The following is an 18,731-nucleotide window of genomic DNA, read 5'->3' on the forward strand; positions in this document are numbered from 1 at the left end:
TCTAATGTTTGTAATAGACTGCGAGGAAATATTTCTAAGAGAGTTTTCAATTGAAGATGTGGATGCTATTTATGAGCTGACATCACAACCAGAGATCTACGAGTTTTTACCTGATTGGCGTTCTACAAAAGAACAACGAGCAATCTGGGTTCAACATTATGAAATTCCATCGAATAAATCATTTTTGTCAGCAGTTCCGAACATCGATGATCAAGGGTATTTAAAGTTAGGAATTTTTTTAAAGGAAACTGACAAATTTATCGGTTTTTGTAATACAGGCTTGAAGGAGGGGCTACCCCAACCAAATCGAGAAATAGCTTATGCAGTAGCAAAGGATAATCAAAAACGCGGTTATGCAACTCAGGCAGTTAAGGGATTAATTCAATACTTGTTTACAAAGACAAATGTTCAACAGCTAAATACGGTGGTTCTACCTTACAATCATGGATCAATCCAGGTCATTCAAAAATGTGGCTTTAGTCTTAAAGGTAACATCCAAATACATGGTAAACAGCACGAGCATTATGTACTTTCCCTAGGAGATTGGAAGGGTGGTGAACAGAAATGAATATGATACCATCTAATGAGCATTTTAAAAGTTGGATTAATCAGTATGTACCGGAAAAAGATTTGTTCTTTATTAAAGAAGAGGACCTGTTTATTTTAGAGCTATATCTTACTGAAGTTCTAATCATACCGAAAAACGAATTTTTTGAGCATTCTTCCTATAATTATATTCAACTTGTGAATAGCTATGAATACTGGAATATAGATGATGATATTCAATTTGTTATCGTAGCGCAGCCTGGTTGGTTTAATCAATTACCGAATGAAATGAAAAAAATATTGAATGCTAGACAGGTGGAAATAAATAGAGGCTTAGTTTTACCATTACCTTCTCTACCGGAGAGTAATCCATTAATAGAGAACCATATAGTGATTAAAAATGATCAAGTATACATAGTCTTACAAAGCCAAATTTGGACCTCATTATCTGAGCAGCTAAAATTAGAATTGCTAAAGGAATATGCACAAGAATGGGATAGTTGGGATGGTTGTGTAGTTCCCCAAAATGCTCCAATACATATAAAAAAATTTGCAAATACTTTTCCTCATAATGCAGGCAGCAATTGCTTATCTGCTACGTTATATGCTGTCACTCAACAGGAGTGGATGATACATGAATGGGTCCACCAAAAGACATTTGAAGAAGGTATAAAAAGAGCAGGTTACTTTATTCATGATGGTGACTTTCAGGAAACTGATATAGTGGCTTGGGTTAATGACGAAGGAGTCATTCAACACGCTTCTTACTGCTTAGGTGATTATCTTTTTTTCAATAAAAACGGCCAAACTTTCTTTAACCCTTGGAAAATTGTTGAATGGTCCAAACTAAATGAGGAATGGCAAAGGTTTACTACAAGGATTTATAGAAGAAATAAACATTTATAAATTAAGAAGGAGCAATTAAATGAAAGTACTAATTCTTGGAGCCACTGGCTTTTTAGGATCTATCTTATATCAAAAGGCTCTTCATGAAGAATTGCTAACCGTTGTTGGAACATCTAGGTATTCAAACGTGGCAAAAAAAATCATTCCTTTAGATGTAATGGACAAGCATTTAGTTGCACAGACAATAGATAGTATAAAACCGGATGTCGTCATTTGGTGTCTTATGAGTATGGAGAACGAGGATCAGCTTATTGAAACTGGACTGAAAAATGTCGTAACACATTTGAGTGAGGTCACCAAATTCATATTCCTATCTACTGACGCGGTGTTCGTGGATGGTAGGGGTGATTACGATGAGCTTGATCCAACTGGTTTGCTACCTTCCGAAGCTCGTCTAGCTATTTACGTAAATGCAAAACATGCTGGAGAACAATATTTGATGAAGAACCATCCATACCACGTGATTGTACGGACAGGACCATTATATGGAGACAATCATTATATAGAAAAACGTACTCTCCAAATAATTGAACATATAAAAGAAAGTAAACCATATTACGCGTGGGAAAATGTATTTAGATCTTTTGTGAATGTCCATGATCTATCAGACGCATTGTTAGAGCTAACTAAAAATAACGTGATAGGCATTCTTCATGCAGGTCCACGACAAAAGGAAAGCTATTATACTTTTAATAAAAAGAGAGTGGAGCAGCTTGGATTCGACAGTACCTATATTTGCCCAGTGATTGTTCCAAAAGAAGAGAATCCCTATATTTCTCTCGATACATCCTTAAGGACGGATAAAATTTCTGAATTGCTGCCAACCGTATTTAGGAATATATAAATTACGGAAAATCGATAAATGCGGAGACAATGAATTTCAACTAAAACAATAAACACTCTCTAATCCTAATTCAATAGACATAATTACCATAGGAATATTGATAGATACTTCCCTTAACATACCACTCCGAAAATCCTCTTTTTTACTTATTGGAAGGAAATTTCTTCTTTAAGTGGAATATGTCCCTAATCTATTAATGCAAATTAGAATGGGGGAAGGTTATGAGGAAAAGGTTGGCAAGCCTTTTGATGGCTTGGGTCTTATTTGTGAGCATGTTTGGAATGGGGCAATTAGCTCAAGCAGAGGTAACAACTGAGGATGCTTTAAGTGAATCCATTTCGACAATTGTTCAAGAAAAATTGTCTGGGGCAAATGTAAGTATTGCGATTATGGACCGGATGACTGGTGAAGTGGTGTATGACTATAATGGCGATACACCTATTAAACCTGCTTCGAATATGAAGCTGATCACTACTGCTGCAGCGCTAGATGTTCTAGGAGAAGATTATCGTTTTAAAACAAGTCTTTATACGAGCGGTAAGCTATCTAATGGAGTATTAAAAGGAGATGTCTATCTACAGGGACAAGGCGACCCAACCTTAATGGAGGAAGATTTACGACAATTTGCACAAGCACTGAAGGCTAAAGGAATTCAAACGATTGATGGAAGAATTGTCGGAGATGACAAGTGGTTTGATGATGATTTGTTAACACCAGGTATATGGGCAAATGATGAATCGTATTACTATGCTGCGCCTATTTCGGCTTTGACTACTTCGCCAAATGCTGACTATGATTCTGGAACCATTATTATCGATGTAAATGGTTCTGCAATCGGGAATGCTCCAACCGTAAAAGCAACTCCTCATCTCGGAGATTTAGAGATTGTCAATCAAGCACAAACTGTAGCGGCTGGACAAAGTAATACTATTACAATAGAGAGATCGTATCGGACCAATGAAATCGTTATAAGTGGCAATCTACCTATTGATAAGACTAAAAGAGAGTGGGTAACGATGCAGCACCCAACTACTCATACACTGACAATGTTCCAAGCCATATTAGAACAAGAAGGTATAGAGTATAAGAAACATAAATTCTTTAGAGCAGCTACTCCTAAAAGTGCTAATTTAATATCAGTCAAGGAATCAATGCCTCTAAATGAATTACTCATTCCTTATATGAAGCTAAGTAATAATGGTATTGCGGATATATTGGTTAAAACAATGGGCAAGGTCAAGGGCAATCATGGAAGCACGAAGGCCGGCTTAAAGGTGATGGAGCAGTACGGTAAATCCATTAACTTAGATATGACTGATTGGAAATTTGAGGATGGCTCTGGAATGTCTCATGCAAACTCAGTATCTGGCTTTGCTATTAATGATTTACTTCTTAAGGTACAACAGGAAGATTGGTTTGACATTTATTTTAAAAGTTTACCAGTAGCTGCTCATCCTGACAGAATGGTAGGAGGTACACTAAGAAACCGTCTAAAAGATCCGCTTACTTCAGGTAACGTTTATGCCAAAACAGGTTCATTAACTGGCGTAAGTACTTTAAGTGGTTATATAGAAGGTAGTAATGGAGAACAATATATTTTTAGTGTATTGGTACAAGATAAGTCAGGTGCAGTTTCAGTAATTGATGAAATTGTAACGGTAATGGCTAGAAATCTATAAAATTATATAAAATTAATAGAAAGCCGGTAAACGAAAGTTTACTGGCTATTTCTATTGTCAAAATGAAAGTAAAAAGTATCAAGTTGGAGAAGTGGCGCTTAGTGAAATATATGGTTTTGATTAACATTCAAATCAAAAGGTATGCTAACATACATATTTATGACGAATAGCAATATTATTCTAAAAAATCTAATTATTATTTGATTTATTGCGATTAGTGAAATATATTAATAGAGTACTTAATGTGTTAAAAAAAGGGGATGGATGAAGTGAAAAAGAAATTTTTATGGGTGTTTCTACTTATCTTAAGTATTTTTCTAGTTGCTTGCAATGAGGATAAAAATACTAAAGAGAGTTCAACGAAAGAGCCAGAAACTACTGACGGGAAGGATTCTGCTGAACTTGATGAAGTACAAGAATTAAATCTTGTGGCAGGTGCAGAGATTCCATCAATGGACTCCGTTTTGGCCGACGATGCTGTGTCTTTTAACTACCTTAATAACGTAATGGAAGGGCTCTATCGATTAAATCAAGAAAATATTCCTGTGCCTGCAATGGCAGAAGGTGAACCAGAAGTTTCAGGAGATGGATTAACCTATACATTCAAATTGCGAGATGCAAACTGGTCCAACGGTACCCCAGTAACAGCAAAAGATTTTGTATTTTCTTGGAGAAGAGCAATTGACCCTGAAACAGGTAGCTCCTATGGTCCTTATATGATGCAAGGGTTAATAAAAAATGCAACTCAAATATCAATGGGAGAAATGGCAAAAGAAGAATTGGGCGTTGAAGCCGTGGATGATAAAACATTAAAGGTGACGCTTGAAAGACCAGTTCCTTATTTTATGTCCCTCATGTCATTTGGTACTTTCTATCCTCAAAATGAGGAATATGTAACTGAAAAAAGTAATTCCTATGCATCTAACTCAGATAACCTTATTTACAATGGACCATTTGTGCTTACTGAATGGGACGGGACAGGCTTATCCTGGTCATTAGAAAAAAATGCAACCTATTGGGATGCTGAAGTTGTCCAGTTGGATAAAGTTAATGTGGACGTAGTCAAGGAAACATCTACATCTGTTAACCTCTATGAGAATGGGGAAAAAGATCGTGTAGGATTATCAGGAGAATTTGCACTTCAATATGCAAATCATGAAGAGGTAATAAAAGAATTGAAACCTACTATCTACTATTTAAAGCTTAACCAAGAACGTGATGGTCAAAAAACAGCCCTTTCAAATGTGAAAATTCGTAAAGCAATTGCTATGTCTTTCAACAAAGAGGATTTGGCATCAGCTATACTGGCAAACGGTTCAATACCAGGTGATTTCCTAGTGCCTAAAGGACTGACATTCGATGAAAATAAAAAAGATTTTCGTGATATAAATGGAGATTTGACAAAGTATAACGCCGAAGAAGCAGCAAAACTATTTCAAGAAGGAATGGAAGAAGAAGGACTGACTGAATTAGAGCTAGAATTAGTTGGTAATGACAGTGAGCTTGCTAAAAATATGGATGAATATTTAAAAGCTCAGATGGAAGGAAATCTTAAAGGGCTTACTATTAAGCTGATACCAGTTACATTCAATGTGAAATTGGACAAGGATGCAGCGCAGGATTACGATATTCAAAGCACTGGCTGGGCACCTGACTTCCAAGATCCAATTACCTTCCTAGAATTATTTGTTACAGGTTCACCGCAAAATAATATGTCTTATTCAAACCCGGAGTTGGATAAACTGATTGACCTAGCAAAAAATGAACTTGCTTTGGAGCCTGAGGCACGCTGGGAAGCTCTAGCAAAAGCTGAAAAAATCATTATGGAGGAAGATGCTTCCGTCACATCGATGTATCAGTCGGGACTCATGTCGCTACAAAAACCATACGTTCACGGAATTATATCTCATCCGTTTACAGGTGATTACAGCTACAAATGGGCTTATATTTCAGGAAAAGAATAATCCGTAAATGATGAGTGTATATCCATTAATGGGTATACACTTTTTTTCACCTCTTCTAGATTGCATATTTATTACAAGGGTGGAAAGGATAATAGTATTCGATTAAAGGAGGCCATACATACTTTGAAGCAAGAAAATAATGAAATTGCTAAATTAGGAAAAAAAGACTTTGCCACGAATACAGCTTATGGAGATCCCATTAAATTTACCAAACCCTCAATAAATCAAGAATTTAAGCAAGCATCCTCTCAAATAGCAGATAGTACACAAAAGCCAATGATGAATGACTCTGGAAAACAGAATACTTCCAAGGAATATACAACGGATCGGTCATACGGAGACCCTTTAAAATCAGATGTACCACCTATGAATTATACAGATAAAGCAGCAAACTCCATTATTGCAGAGAGTACGGAGAGGGCTAGTACAAAAAAAGCGAATGAGAAGGAAGACCCCACTAGTTTCACTGCATACGGAAACCCAGTGGGTTCTTCTAGCGAATCTATAAATGAAAACTATAAAAATGCTTCTGCAATAATTGCAAAAAGTACAGAGGATACTGGGCATGATGGGGCTAGAATCAAATAGTATAAATATATAACAGCATTTAAATTGAGATATAAAGGATTAAGGGGTAGGATGATATAGAAAAGAGTTAAGGAGGTAATATTATGGACAGGCTTAAGGATAAGGTTGTTATTGTTACAGGAGGAGCAGGAGGCATTGGGCTAGGTATGTCCAAGGCGATGGCTAAAGAAGGAGCAATAATAGCAATTGTTGATGTGAACGAAGAAGCTGGTCAAGCAAGTCTAAAAGTACTTCAGGAAATATCACCTAAATCAATGTTTTTAAAGGCAAACTTAATGGATAGAGACAAGCTTCCTACAATTATCACTACAGTAGCAGAAGCGTACGGAAAAATAGATGTTTTAGTCAATAATGCACATGCATCTAAACAGGTGACGATTGAAGAAACAACACAAGCAGATTTAGATTTGTCATTCGGCACAGGATTTTACCCAACCTTCTATTTGATGCAGGCAGCACTTCCATATTTAAAAGAAACAAAAGGAAATGTGATTAACTTTGCATCAGGCGCTGGATTAGCTGGACACGAAACACAAGGGGCGTACGCTGCAGCAAAAGAAGCAATTCGAGGAATCTCCCGAGTGGCAGCCAATGAATGGGGTCGCTTCGGTATTAACGTAAACATTATTTCTCCTATTGCTAACTCAGAAGGTGTACAAGCATGGGCAAAAGCCCAGCCTGAATATTACGAAAATGTTCGCAGCAAAATCCCACTGGGACGCTTCGGTGATGTGGAAGAAGATATCGGTCGTGTAGCAGTTTTCTTAGCAAGCGAGGATTCTAAGTATATAACTGGTCAAACAATCATGGCAGACGGCGGATCAATAATGCTTCGATAAATATATGAAAAAGTCAGGGGGAGTTATTTATCACTCTGACTTTTTAAGTGATTATATTTATTATTCACCGCAAAGTACCACTCCTTTATGCTATTTCGTAAATAAACTAAATACTTTAGACTTACTAGGTGCACTAGACTATGGTAAATCTCCATCTGAACTAACAGTTCCATTTGAATTGTAGTAATTCATCGTGTGATTGTCGTAAAGTAAAGCAACATTGTAGTAAACGAGGACTAGAATGTCGTAAATTTCTTTCCAAATTAACAGTTTGATATGGATTGTAGTAATTCATCGTGTGATTGTCGTAAAGTAGAGCAGCATTGTAGTAAACGAACACTAGATTGTCGTAATTCCCTAGGTAATTGTCGTAAAGCAAAGCAGTAATGTAGTAAATGAGCGCTATACCCAATAGAGATGAAGATGAACAAAAAGAAGACTAATAAATAGCCTTCTTCAGATAGTTATTTCAAGAACTTAGGATCCTCATATTTTGGATTTGGATAATCATAAAATCCTTTTCCGTTTTGGATACCCAATCGTCCTTTGTCGATTAGCTCTGTTTTAAAGTATTCTGCTATTTTTGCCTTTTGCTCATTTCCTGATTTTGCTTTTTGAAGCGCAATGTTATATGGGGTGTTTAGTCCTATAATATCTAGCACTCCGAAGGGACCTCTGTTTACGCCCATACCTGCCATCCATGTTTTATCCACTGTCTCAGGATCCGCAATTCCATTTGCGACTAAATTTTGAGCGGCATCTAAAAATGGTACTAATAAGGAATTTAAAATATAGCCAGGCTGCTCCTTGTGGATAGGTAAAGCAATCATATTAATTGCTTTAGCAAATTCAATTACCTCTTCGAATACCTTGGGATCCGTTCCTTCATGTTTCATAATTTCAGCCGTGTTATTTACCCAAATTCTATTTGCAAAGTGCAAATGTAAGAATTTCTCAGGACGACCGGTAAACTCTACAAGCTGACTGGGAATCATAGTGGAGGAGTTAGATGCAAAAATCGTGTTCTGTGGAGCAACCTTCGACAAATTTTCATAAAATGCTTTCTTAATATCGATCACTTCCGGAACTGCTTCAATTACTAAATCCACATCTTTAACAGCCTCAGCTAAGTTGGTATATAAGGATAAACGATCATAAGCGGTATCTACCGCTTCTTGAGTTGCTCCTAAGTCTTCTTGATAATTTGCTTTCAAACCAGTAAGTCTTTCCTTAGCCTTCTCTAACGCCTCTTCATTAATATCGTATACGGATACTTTAAATCCGTAAAAAGCGGTTTGAAAAGCTATTTGACTTCCCAAAACTCCACTACCAGCTACCAGTACCTTATTAATATCCAAAATAGTTCACTCCTCTATGCTCTAATAACTATTAGTTATTATCTAATTTGACATTATTATGTATTAAAAATAAAAAATTTGTGCAAGACAGCTTACTAGTGAGTGAAGGTTGAAATTATAGAAAATTACATTTATTCATTGAAAAGTAAAGGAAAAAAATTAATTACATGTTAAAATTGATTAAGAATCACAAATTAGCAAAAAAAGGATTATGCACATCGAAAGGAAGAAAAAAGTGGATTTGAGAATAATACGAGAAGATACCGATGAATCTAAAAAAAATGTTAATGAACGATTGTATTATTTTAATCTGGCACACTTTCCTGAGGACTTGAGAGGGAGATATGAGGAAGTTAACTTATTTATAAAGGATGAAAAGGGTCAAGTGCTAGGAGGGATAATGGGAGAAGTATGCTGGAATTGGCTAGAAATTCATGTTTTGATAATGGATGAATCGCTACGTAAGAACGGGTATGGTTCAAAGTTATTGATGGAGGCAGAGGAAATAGCTAAGGAAAGAAAATGTGATTTCATTAAGCTGGATACTTTAAGCTTTCAGGCATTAGAGTTTTATAAAAAACATGGGTATGAAGTGTATGGAACTCTGCCTAATGTTGGTCGGGACTTTGACCATTATTATATGAAAAAAGATTTAATGTATTAAAATAGATAGGGGTAATTTAATGAACATGCAAACTATACATATGCTAGATATAGCATACTGTGAAACATTTACTAGAAGAATTGATACATCATGGGGGATTCTATTTTGTAATGAGAATCAGCCTGACTATTATGATGCTAATCATGCAAGAATAATGACTGCTTGCGACAATTCACATGAAGTAGCTGAAGAAGTTATTCACTTTTTTCAGTCCAAAAATATTGTACCAAGGTTCTACATATATGACCTAGAAAATCAGCAAAATCTATTGTCCGAATTAGAATCTAGAAATTTTAAATATGAAGAACTGATTAGCCCTGTACAATTATGGAATAACAAAGTTATTGATATCCCCACTGACCCCAAGGTGACGATTGAAAAAGTGACAAAAGAAAACTACCAAGAGGCTATTAATATAGAGGATAGTATTAAAGAGTTCGGTGGCCTGGAAGTAATGGAAAAAGTATTTGAGGAGCAATTTAATCATCCAGCATTTACTCATTATCTCCTTCGCTATGATGGGACAGCCTGCTCTACGGCTTGTATTTTTGAAGATGGCAATCAAGCAAGAATGGAAAGTGTAGCAACATTAGAAGCATTTAGAGGAAAAGGATTAATTGGACAAATCATTCATTATATTCAGCAAGAAGTTACAAAAAAGGGAATTGAAAAGCTATGGGTTTTCCCTATAAATGAAGCCATCGAAAAGGTCTATCAAAAATATGGTTTTGAGACAGTACATAAAGCAGTAGCGGGTCATGCATTTTTAAGCGGGAAAAGTATTAAAGAAATTCAAAGTTAATCTTCATGATAGCTTGGTTCGTATTAATCGAACTAAGCTTTTATTTATAAATCTATTTCATATAGGTAGATTTGAACTATCCTAAATGCAAAAAATATTTAATTAGTAAATGAGGTTGTTAAAAATGAAATATGCCCGATTTTTATATTTTAGTATAGTATTTATATTTATATTGTTATTTATAAATTTATATATTCTTGCTGAACCATTCCACCATATCGTTTTTATGATAGTAGGTATAACTTTTATTATATCTTCCTTTGTATATTATAAATATCTAGAAAAGAGTTAAAACGGCTTAATTAGCTATTCTTCATTTAATTCCTTAAAATAATTCTCAATTACTTCGGGGAGCACCTCTGCCCGAAGGATTGATAGTTTATTCGTCCCAGGGCTGGTTTCTATAAGAACTGATTCTGTACCATCATCATACTGAATAACGGTGAATTGCCGAATCATTGATGGGCTTCCTTTCTCGCTTTTTAATACGTCATATGCCTCTTTAGAAAAATATTTCTCATAACCCTGCTCCAACAAATGGTGAACACTCGTGAATTCTTCGGAGAATCTTAACTCTTGATAAAGCTCCAAGGAATTTTCAGGCTTCATGTAGAAGTCATATAACAAGGGGCCAAAAGAAATCACAACTATTAGCAATATCACGATTACTTGAATGATTGGTTTCCTCATATCACTTTCCTCCCTTTAGAAATGCTAAAAGAAACACTGTTCGTAGATGTGAATTTATATGATTATACCATGTGAATTATAAATGGGGTATATTTCCAAAAATGAAGCAATCGGATTGTCTCGAGTTTAAAGAGTAGTTTATTTACAAAAAATATATGAAGGATTAGATGAGGATGTATAAGCCAGGAATGGTTTCCATTTAGGTTGACAATATCAAAATGAGAACTTGTTAGATGGCTACGTGGATGTAACTTATAATGAGGATACCACGCAGCTAGCGACTTTGTATTCGTAATTACTACTAGGTACGAATAAAAGGAGTAAACTATTTGTATTTAATTTTGACTTTTCGTTTGACTTTTTTAATTCCAAATATTACAATCAAATTAAGGTTAACGAATTGTTAATCAAAAACCTTTGGAAAAGATTTTTTTCTTCAGAAGGAGTGATAAACATGTCTAACGAAGAAGCACTAAAGCAGTATGATATCAAAAAATATAAAACACCGGACGGCTATACATCAGATATCGCAGTTTTTACAATAGTTGCAGAGAACAAGGAAGAGCATAAGCCACCTATCATGTCTCTGAAGCTAATGCTGATCCAGCGGGCCTTACAAAACGCTGAAGGCGATACAAATATAGAGGCAGGAAAATGGGCGCTACCAGGGGGTTTTGTTCAAGAGGATGAAACGGCTTTGGAAGCAGCTAAGAGAGAGCTTGAGGAAGAAACAGGCGTTGAAAATGTGCTGATCAAACATTTCGGGGTGTACGACACACCTGGTAGAGATCCCCGTGGATGGATTATTACGAATGCTCATTACGCTATTGTTCCGATGGATTACCTTTCTAAAAGAAAGGCTGCAGATGATGCAGCAGAAGTGGAGTTATTCTCCATTGAAGAAGTGTTAAATCTCTCATTAGCATTCGACCATCGGGAAATCATTACAGATGCTATTCACATGATTACAAATGATTTGCTCCAAACGACTGTTGCTAAAAACTTCTTGCCAAAACATTTCACTTATTCAGAGCTTCAGGCAGTATTAGCAACTGTAACCGATGAACCGGGTATCCTAAGCGAGCAATCCTTTGCTAGGAAAATAAAGACACTGCCGTTTATTCAAAAGGTTCCGGGAAAGAAGACACAGAGAACATCTAAGTCTCCTGCTGCATTATACGAATTTTTGGAAATGGATATTGTGAAGTCTATTTACACGGCTAGATATTAATTTTTTTATTATCAATGATTAACAATTTGTTTATTAAAATAATATGTAGGAGGAAAATAAAATGAAAGCACTTATTAACATTGATTACACGAATGACTTCGTTGCGACGGATGGTGCATTGACATGCGGAAAGCCAGGGCAAGACATTGAGCAAGAGATTACGCGACTAACAGAATCTTTTATCAAGGAAAATCAGTACGTAGTGTTTGCAATAGACGTACATCATTTAAATGATCCGTATCATCCGGAAACCAAATTGTTCCCTGCTCACAATTTAGAAGGAACAGAAGGTCGTAAATTATACGGTAGCCTGCAGGAGATATACGAATCGTCTAAAGAGAGCAAGCAAGTATATTGGATGGACAAAACAAGATATTCAGCTTTCGCAGGAACGGATTTAGAGATAAAGCTACGCGAAAGAGGAATTACCGAGGTTCATTTAGTTGGAGTATGTACGGATATTTGTGTGCTTCATACTGCAGTGGATGCATACAACAAAGGATTTAAAGTCATTGTGCACAAGGATGCAGTCGCTAGTTTCAATCAAGTAGGACATGACTGGGCTCTAGGTCATTTCCAAGGGTCTATAGGGGCAGAGGTTATTTAATCGAAATTTAGACTGGGAGGTTTGTACAATGGAACGATTATATAAAGACGATAGCTTAGCTCTTCATACGGACCTGTATCAAATTAATATGGCCCAAACGTATTGGAGAGATGGATTTCATAATCAAAAATCGGTGTTCGAGGTTTATTTTCGTAAGTTACCATTTGGGAATGGCTATGCTATTTTTGCTGGTCTGGAGAGAGTGATCGAATTTATCAACAACTTCCATTTCTCTGAGACAGATATCGATTATTTAAGAGACCAAGGCTATGAAGAGGAATACTTAGATTACTTAAAGAGTATTCGATTTACTGGTACATTACGAAGCCTTAAAGAAGGCGAGCTAGTTTTCCCGAATGAGCCAATTATGCGTATAGAGGCACCACTGGCCGAGGCACAGCTGGTTGAAACACCTATCTTAAATATTATTAACTTCCAAACGCTTATTGCAACCAAGGCAGCACGTATTAAACAAGTGGTTGGAGAAGATATAACATTGGAGTTTGGGACGCGTAGGGCACAGGAAATGGATGCGGCTATTTGGGGTACAAGAGCTGCTTATATTGCAGGGTTCGATGGAACTTCGAATGTGAGAGCTGGAAAACTGTTTGGTATTCCAATTGCAGGCACCCACGCACATTCATTGGTTCAGGCTTATATCGACGAATATACAGCGTTCACCAAGTATGCAGAGAGTCATAAGGATTGTGTGTTTTTAGTAGATACGTACGATACATTGAGATCTGGTGTGCCCAATGCAATCCGAGTAGCGAAGGAACAAGGAGATAAGATTAATTTTAAGGGTATCCGATTAGACAGCGGAGATTTGGCCTACTTATCTAAAGAAGCTAGAAAAATGCTAGATGAAGCAGGATTTAAAGATACCAAAATATCTGCCTCGAATGATTTAGACGAGGCGACGATTCTTAACCTGAAGGCGCAAGGGGCCAAAATTGATATGTGGGGAATCGGGACGAAGCTGATTACCGCCTATGACCAACCTGCCCTAGGAGCAGTCTATAAAATAGTATCTATTGAAGGCACGGACGGAGAGATGGTAGATACCATTAAAATAAGTGCAAATCCTGAAAAAGTTTCGACACCTGGCTTGAAAAAGGTATATCGAATCATTAATCGGAACAATGGCAAATCCGAAGGGGACTACATTGCATTAGAAACCGAAGATCCTCAACAAGAAGAACGATTAAAGATGTTCCATCCGGTCCATACATTTATAAGTAAGTTTGTTACCAATTTTGAGGCAAGAGAGCTGCACCATACAATTTTTGAAAACGGCAAGCTTACGTACGAAACTCCTTCTATACTAGAGATTCGAGAAAATGTTCAAGAAAATCTGGAGCTACTTTGGGATGAATATAAGCGCCCGTTAAATCCAGAAGAGTATCCGGTCGACCTGAGCCAAAAATGCTGGGATAACAAGATGAATCGCATCGCAGAAATAAAAGAAAAGACACAGCAAATGATGAAACAGAAAAAATAGCATATAGGAGGAGTTAATATGGCTAGGATCGGAATCTATGGATCTTCCTTTGATCCCATCACGAATGTCCATTTATGGACAGCAAGTACGATTGGGCGCAGGTGTCGTTTAGATAAAGTAATTTTTTTACCTTGTTCACACAAAAGAAGAGATAAAGAGATGAATGTTGCTGACAACCATCGTTGGAATATGATCTTACTCGCTATCGAAAACAATGAAAAATTCGAGGCAGATGATTATGAGATGAATCAGGAAGCCTGGAATGCCAATACGTATCAAACGATGAAGCATTTCAAAGAAAAATACCCAAATGATGAAGTGTTCTTCATAATGGGAGCAGATTTACTCATAGACATCGGGGCAGGCAAATGGAAAAACGGTGAAGATCTTGTAAAGGAAAATAAATTTATCGTCATGGCTAGGGACGGAATAGATATGCTAAAGGTAATCAGCAAGTCCCCTATCCTGAGAAACAACGATGAAGGTTTCCACCTCATAGACAAGGGACTAGCAATGGAGATCAGTTCCTCCTATATTAGAGATGAATTCGCAATGGGTGGGGAGCCGAGATATCTTCTACCAGATAAATGTTATGAGTACATCCTAGAAAATACACTCTATCAACGGAAATAAATTGTTGGCGCCTAGCTAAACCGTAGGCGCCTCCTTTTTAATAAAAGATTTATGGAGAATTTTTATAGTCTAGCAAAATCTATAAAATTGGGAGATATGAGCTCATGATCAGAATGCACAATTTACCTGAAAACATCAAAGAGGCATTAAAACCTTTTTATACCAAAGATGAAAAACCAGATGTTTTTCCAGCGAAATTTTCTTTTAAAGGGGAACTTTATTATTATTTCACTTTTGCTCCAGCGGCAGAACAAGTGATTTTACGCAACGATGGAAGTGCTCCTTACTTCGAGGAGATAAAGGAAGAGGCGCTACTAGCAAACAATTTTAATGTTTGTATAGAGAAGTTTGTACATATTGGAGCTGGATGGGCAACGGCAAACAGGCTAGGTAACTACAAAAACTACAAAAACATACTTACTCAAATTGAAAGAAAATTAGGTCCTTTACCGGAGGATGTACAAAAAGCGTATAATGTAGCCAAGCATGTTCCTGATATAATAATAGACAATCAACATCAAATAGTAGATGCCGTGAAAAAGGCGGATGAGTTGTGGAAAGTAGCAAGTGATAAAGAGCTGGTTACCGATCAGGATGAAGAAAAAATGGAGTCCTATTTAGTTGAAATGATTCAGGCACAGGTTAGACAAAATGATATTCAAATGAAAACAGATGAGGAAAGAAGGATAATTAGTGAATTTGTTTCCTTAAAAAAATGGGTTAACTTACACGCATTTATATTATCCATCAGGCTAAGACCCTTTGATAAATACATGTTTAGTCGTAATCATGAGGATGCGGACGAATGGGCTGAGCTTAGAGACATGGCGCTATATAGTAATCGTAAAGCAGAGGAAGTAAAGGATCATCATTTGGTTTTCGATAGCCTAAGAAATCCTAGATTAAAGAGTGAAGGTATTTAGATGAGAGGAAAAATAAAATATTGTGATGTTTACCCTATCGTTCTAAGTGTTTTAAACATGTTAAGAACGATAGGGATTTTTTAAAGTTTACAGAGCAACATTGAGGAAGATAAAGTGATTATTCTCGTGCCAGAAAAGTGTATTCATGACACAAAATAGCAAAACAGTCTCTAGTACAGAATAATCTACTACTATATAATATATGATGCATGAAAGATCAATTGGAACGGAGAAAAATTATTGACGCACATTCTAGTAGTAACATTAGCGGGCATAATAAGCTTGTTTCTTAGTTTATATATACGAGTTAAAGCTAAGGATGCCCCAGGTGTAAAGCCGTATATTTTCGTTACAATATTGTCATCGGTTTTCACATTTGCTTATGCCTTTGAATTAGCAAGCACGACCTTAAAAGAAATGAAGTTTTGGCTTGGAGTTGAGTACCTTGCCATGCCATTCATTCCTGTATTTGTTCTATTTATGTGTATGGAGTATGTAGGGCGCAAGATTAAAACATGGAACTATGCTATTTTCATCATTCCCATCACTACGATATTTATGATGCAAACGAATGATCTTCATCATCTTTATTATAAATCGATGAAAATAAATAGAGATGGTCCATTCCCGTTATTAGAGCTAGAATGGGGCCCATGGTTTAATGTTCATGCTATCTTTTTATTTTTATGCTTAACTATATCTGTCTTCCTATTGCTTAAGGAATACCGTAAATCTCTGTTTTTGTTTCGTATGCAAACTTTATTGATGGTGGCAGGTTTTATTACGCCTATCATAGCTAATTATTTTTATTTAAATGATTGGAGTGAAGGGATAGATCTTGGTCCGATTTCTTTAAGTATTGCTTTTACGTTCCACGGGATAGCTCTTATATCCTTGCAAATGTTCAATGTCGCTCCCATTGCTAGGGATAGTGTATTTGAAAGCCTGAAGGAAGGAGTGCTTGTTTTAAATCAAAACAAGGTGATCGTGGATTATAATAAAGCAGCACTAATTGTAATTCCGACTTTAAGTAGTCATCATATTGGTAAAGCGATTGCAGAGGTTCTTGATGAAAATCCTAAACTTAAAGAGAGGTTAGATGAAGAAATAGAGTCTGATTATACTAGCTTACTAGATGAGCAAGTTATACACTTCCGAATTAATTTTACAGAAGTGATGAATAAAAGTGGGTTACGTGTCGGTAAAATTATTACCTTTATTAATGTTACGGAAAAAGTACAGATGGAAGAAAAATTAAAACAATTGGCAAGCATAGATGGGCTTACCCAGGTATTAAACCGTACATTCTTTATGAAAAAAACGGAAGTAATATTTGATGATATATCGATAGATGGAGGTAATATTTCTATTGTCATGTTTGATATAGACCATTTTAAAAGAGTAAATGACACTTATGGACACGAGGCAGGAGATGTAATCTTAACTAGTGTCACAAGCATAGTAAAGAAAAAATTACGCTCCACAGACTATATGGGTCGCTACGGAGGAGAAGAGTTCATTATTTGTATGCCTGATACTTCTTTGATAGAGGCTGCTAATAGAGCAAATATAATTCGACAAGAAGTGGAAGATAGCTTAGTCGCATTTTATAATGAAGAAATACAAGTAACATCAAGTTTCGGGATCTCTCATGCTCTTCTGGAAGTAGAAGAGGATAGATATTCCATTCAACAGCTAATTAGAGAAGCTGACCAAGCGTTATATACTGCAAAAAATAAAGGTAGGAACTGTGTGGCATTATATAATGCTGACGAACTGTTACTTCAAATCTAATAAAGACAAGTGAGTAAACAGGTGATCTGTTTACTCTTTTTTTAAATGAGAATAAAGACTTAGGAGTACTTAATGCAATAGACTTATTTTTTCTAGATAATAGTAATCCTTATGAATTGTTTTAATGATTTAATTCATTTCATTCTTTACCTTTCTTTATAATAAATGGAATATTATAGATAAAAAGAGATTACTGCAGGAGGAGAAAGTATGCCTAGTTCTAGGGGAATATTGTATAATAATGAAAACCGGCAATCCTTCCTATCATCGAGCATTTGGAGTGGTTGCCTATGAAAATATTAGACGTAGATTTACTTCAAGATGGATTGAAACGAAATAAAGCTATGCTTGAGCGCCTGAGAAATGAGACAGAGAATATCGAAAGAACGGTAAGTGGCTTAGTTGAAATGGACGAGCTGTTGAAGGGAGCGGGAGGCAATGCCATCCGTGACTTCTATGCAGAGTGTCACCTGCCCTTTCTCCAATTCTTCCAGCTGTTCTCCGTCACTTATCTTCAGACGCTAGAGCAAATGGAATCTGCCCTCCAATCTCTGGAGCCAGATCCAGCCGGATACATAAGGCAAGAGTTTTTAGAAGGGGAGCTGGAGCAGGGCCTAACACTGATTGGCAATCTGACAGAAGCCCTCACGAATGAGGCGAACAGTATCATGGACAGTGTCAGTGATATCGTGGCCCTGCCTCATCTCGATGACAGTGCAGTCCAGGAAGGCGTCATTACTTCCAAAAAGAAACGGGATGACACTGTACAAAAGTTGAACGAGTTCGATTACTCTCAGACCGTGTCATTGAATCCTGTGGAACAGGATATCCAGACAATGGACACATGGCTAACGGATATAGACGGAATGTTTCAAAGTGGTCTAACCGATGTCCATTTTCAGCCGAGTCGCTGGGGGATCTTGGCGAATACTTTGAAAATGGAGTTGGAAGCACGTACCTCACGGATTCCAGGAGACACCGCTATCCAACCAAATAATTATGACTTGACAACCATGTTTTCCACTTTTTTAATTGGGGCAAGCCCACTCCAATTTGGGTACGGAGGATTTATCCGAAAACCAACCGTTTTATATGGTCCTAGTATTCTAGGTTTTGCTAGTCTTCCTACTCATTCGACCACAAAAAATATAAATGAAAATGT

18 protein-coding genes are annotated in these 18,731 nt (G+C 36.6%); 16 read left to right on the forward strand and 2 right to left on the reverse strand.

The annotated features are described in order from the left end of the window. Nucleotides 1-4 precede the first annotated feature (4 nt). The 7 genes from HF876_RS03655 (at nucleotide 5) to HF876_RS03685 (ending at nucleotide 7,366) form a co-directional block, all read left to right on the forward strand. On the forward strand, nucleotides 5-568 hold the full coding sequence (locus HF876_RS03655; RefSeq protein WP_169358693.1) for a GNAT family N-acetyltransferase: 564 nt from the start codon (nucleotides 5-7) through the stop codon (nucleotides 566-568). Further along, on the forward strand, nucleotides 565-1,452 hold the full coding sequence (locus HF876_RS03660; RefSeq protein ID WP_169358694.1) for a hypothetical protein: 888 nt from the start codon (nucleotides 565-567) through the stop codon (nucleotides 1,450-1,452). The genes HF876_RS03655 and HF876_RS03660 overlap by 4 nt, the downstream gene beginning before the upstream one ends. Nucleotides 1,453-1,471: 19 nt before the next feature. Next, the gene (locus tag HF876_RS03665) at nucleotides 1,472-2,296 is read left to right on the forward strand and encodes a sugar nucleotide-binding protein (protein ID WP_169358695.1); all 825 of its coding nucleotides are present in this window, start codon (nucleotides 1,472-1,474) and stop codon (nucleotides 2,294-2,296) included. Between the two features lie 221 nt (nucleotides 2,297-2,517). Next, entirely contained in the window at nucleotides 2,518-3,975 is a 1,458-nt protein-coding gene (gene dacB, locus HF876_RS03670; protein ID WP_169358696.1) for a D-alanyl-D-alanine carboxypeptidase/D-alanyl-D-alanine endopeptidase, read from the forward strand. A gap of 260 nt (nucleotides 3,976-4,235) precedes the next feature. Next, the gene (locus HF876_RS03675) at nucleotides 4,236-5,939 is read left to right on the forward strand and encodes a peptide ABC transporter substrate-binding protein (protein ID WP_169358697.1); all 1,704 of its coding nucleotides are present in this window, start codon (nucleotides 4,236-4,238) and stop codon (nucleotides 5,937-5,939) included. A 123-nt stretch (nucleotides 5,940-6,062) separates the two neighbouring features. Beyond that, on the forward strand, nucleotides 6,063-6,527 hold the full coding sequence (locus HF876_RS03680; protein WP_169358698.1) for a hypothetical protein: 465 nt from the start codon (nucleotides 6,063-6,065) through the stop codon (nucleotides 6,525-6,527). Nucleotides 6,528-6,610: 83 nt separating this feature from the next. Then, the gene (locus tag HF876_RS03685) at nucleotides 6,611-7,366 is read left to right on the forward strand and encodes an SDR family NAD(P)-dependent oxidoreductase (protein ID WP_169358699.1); all 756 of its coding nucleotides are present in this window, start codon (nucleotides 6,611-6,613) and stop codon (nucleotides 7,364-7,366) included. Nucleotides 7,367-7,830: 464 nt separating this feature from the next. On the opposite strand, the gene HF876_RS03690 is transcribed toward HF876_RS03685, so the two are convergent. After that, nucleotides 7,831-8,724 carry a 3-hydroxyacyl-CoA dehydrogenase gene (locus tag HF876_RS03690; protein WP_169358700.1) on the reverse strand — a complete coding sequence of 298 codons (894 nt, stop codon included), beginning with the start codon at nucleotides 8,722-8,724 and terminating at the stop codon, nucleotides 7,831-7,833. A 235-nt stretch (nucleotides 8,725-8,959) separates the two neighbouring features. Between HF876_RS03690 and HF876_RS03695 the strand changes: the two genes are divergently transcribed. Then, nucleotides 8,960-9,388 (forward strand): GNAT family N-acetyltransferase, encoded by a 429-nt coding sequence (locus HF876_RS03695; RefSeq protein ID WP_169358701.1) that lies wholly within the window; start codon nucleotides 8,960-8,962, stop codon nucleotides 9,386-9,388. 19 nt (nucleotides 9,389-9,407) lie between these two features. Beyond that, nucleotides 9,408-10,190 (forward strand): GNAT family N-acetyltransferase, encoded by a 783-nt coding sequence (locus HF876_RS03700; RefSeq protein ID WP_169358702.1) that lies wholly within the window; start codon nucleotides 9,408-9,410, stop codon nucleotides 10,188-10,190. 306 nt (nucleotides 10,191-10,496) lie between these two features. Here HF876_RS03700 and HF876_RS03705 read toward each other — a convergent pair whose 3' ends face one another. After that, nucleotides 10,497-10,880: a hypothetical protein gene (locus HF876_RS03705; protein WP_169358703.1), complete on the reverse strand. Its 384-nt coding sequence runs from the start codon at nucleotides 10,878-10,880 to the stop codon at nucleotides 10,497-10,499. A 454-nt stretch (nucleotides 10,881-11,334) separates the two neighbouring features. On the opposite strand from HF876_RS03705, the gene HF876_RS03710 reads away from it, so the two are divergent. The 7 genes from HF876_RS03710 to HF876_RS03740 form a co-directional block, all read left to right on the forward strand. Further along, entirely contained in the window at nucleotides 11,335-12,111 is a 777-nt protein-coding gene (locus HF876_RS03710) for an NUDIX domain-containing protein (RefSeq protein ID WP_169358704.1), read from the forward strand. 61 nt (nucleotides 12,112-12,172) lie between these two features. Continuing rightward, on the forward strand, nucleotides 12,173-12,718 hold the full coding sequence (locus HF876_RS03715) for a cysteine hydrolase family protein (protein WP_169358705.1): 546 nt from the start codon (nucleotides 12,173-12,175) through the stop codon (nucleotides 12,716-12,718). A 28-nt stretch (nucleotides 12,719-12,746) separates the two neighbouring features. Beyond that, complete coding sequence (locus HF876_RS03720; RefSeq protein WP_169358706.1) at nucleotides 12,747-14,219, forward strand: nicotinate phosphoribosyltransferase; 1,473 nt, start codon at nucleotides 12,747-12,749, stop codon at nucleotides 14,217-14,219. 18 nt (nucleotides 14,220-14,237) lie between these two features. Next, a complete protein-coding gene (gene nadD / locus HF876_RS03725; protein ID WP_169358707.1) occupies nucleotides 14,238-14,852 on the forward strand; it encodes a nicotinate (nicotinamide) nucleotide adenylyltransferase in 615 nt (204 codons plus the stop codon). 104 nt (nucleotides 14,853-14,956) lie between these two features. Then, on the forward strand, nucleotides 14,957-15,775 hold the full coding sequence (locus HF876_RS03730; protein WP_169358708.1) for a hypothetical protein: 819 nt from the start codon (nucleotides 14,957-14,959) through the stop codon (nucleotides 15,773-15,775). A gap of 240 nt (nucleotides 15,776-16,015) precedes the next feature. Next, nucleotides 16,016-17,569, forward strand: coding sequence for a histidine kinase N-terminal 7TM domain-containing diguanylate cyclase (locus HF876_RS03735; protein WP_205963990.1), 1,554 nt, complete (start codon nucleotides 16,016-16,018; stop codon nucleotides 17,567-17,569). 290 nt (nucleotides 17,570-17,859) lie between these two features. After that, nucleotides 17,860-18,731: ribonuclease YeeF family protein (locus HF876_RS03740; protein ID WP_205963991.1), on the forward strand; the 872-nt coding region annotated here is incomplete at its 3' end.

Origin of the sequence: Psychrobacillus sp. BL-248-WT-3 (assembly GCF_012843435.1) — a bacterium.
Lineage (GTDB): Bacteria > Bacillota > Bacilli > Bacillales_A > Planococcaceae > Psychrobacillus.

Bases quoted from the DNA above. Each gene is read 5' to 3' on its own strand.
- HF876_RS03655 (WP_169358693.1), top strand. From the start codon at position 5: ATGTTTGTAATAGACTGCGAGGAAATATTTCTAAGAGAGTTTTCAATT.
- HF876_RS03660 (WP_169358694.1), top strand. From the start codon at position 565: ATGAATATGATACCATCTAATGAGCATTTTAAAAGTTGGATTAATCAG.
- HF876_RS03665 (WP_169358695.1), top strand. From the start codon at position 1,472: ATGAAAGTACTAATTCTTGGAGCCACTGGCTTTTTAGGATCTATCTTA.
- dacB (WP_169358696.1), top strand. From the start codon at position 2,518: ATGAGGAAAAGGTTGGCAAGCCTTTTGATGGCTTGGGTCTTATTTGTG.
- HF876_RS03675 (WP_169358697.1), top strand. From the start codon at position 4,236: ATGGATGAAGTGAAAAAGAAATTTTTATGGGTGTTTCTACTTATCTTA.
- HF876_RS03685 (WP_169358699.1), top strand. From the start codon at position 6,611: ATGGACAGGCTTAAGGATAAGGTTGTTATTGTTACAGGAGGAGCAGGA.
- HF876_RS03700 (WP_169358702.1), top strand. From the start codon at position 9,408: ATGAACATGCAAACTATACATATGCTAGATATAGCATACTGTGAAACA.
- HF876_RS03705 (WP_169358703.1), bottom strand. From the start codon at position 10,880: ATGAGGAAACCAATCATTCAAGTAATCGTGATATTGCTAATAGTTGTG.
- HF876_RS03710 (WP_169358704.1), top strand. From the start codon at position 11,335: ATGTCTAACGAAGAAGCACTAAAGCAGTATGATATCAAAAAATATAAA.
- HF876_RS03715 (WP_169358705.1), top strand. From the start codon at position 12,173: ATGAAAGCACTTATTAACATTGATTACACGAATGACTTCGTTGCGACG.
- HF876_RS03720 (WP_169358706.1), top strand. From the start codon at position 12,747: ATGGAACGATTATATAAAGACGATAGCTTAGCTCTTCATACGGACCTG.
- nadD (WP_169358707.1), top strand. From the start codon at position 14,238: ATGGCTAGGATCGGAATCTATGGATCTTCCTTTGATCCCATCACGAAT.
- HF876_RS03730 (WP_169358708.1), top strand. From the start codon at position 14,957: ATGATCAGAATGCACAATTTACCTGAAAACATCAAAGAGGCATTAAAA.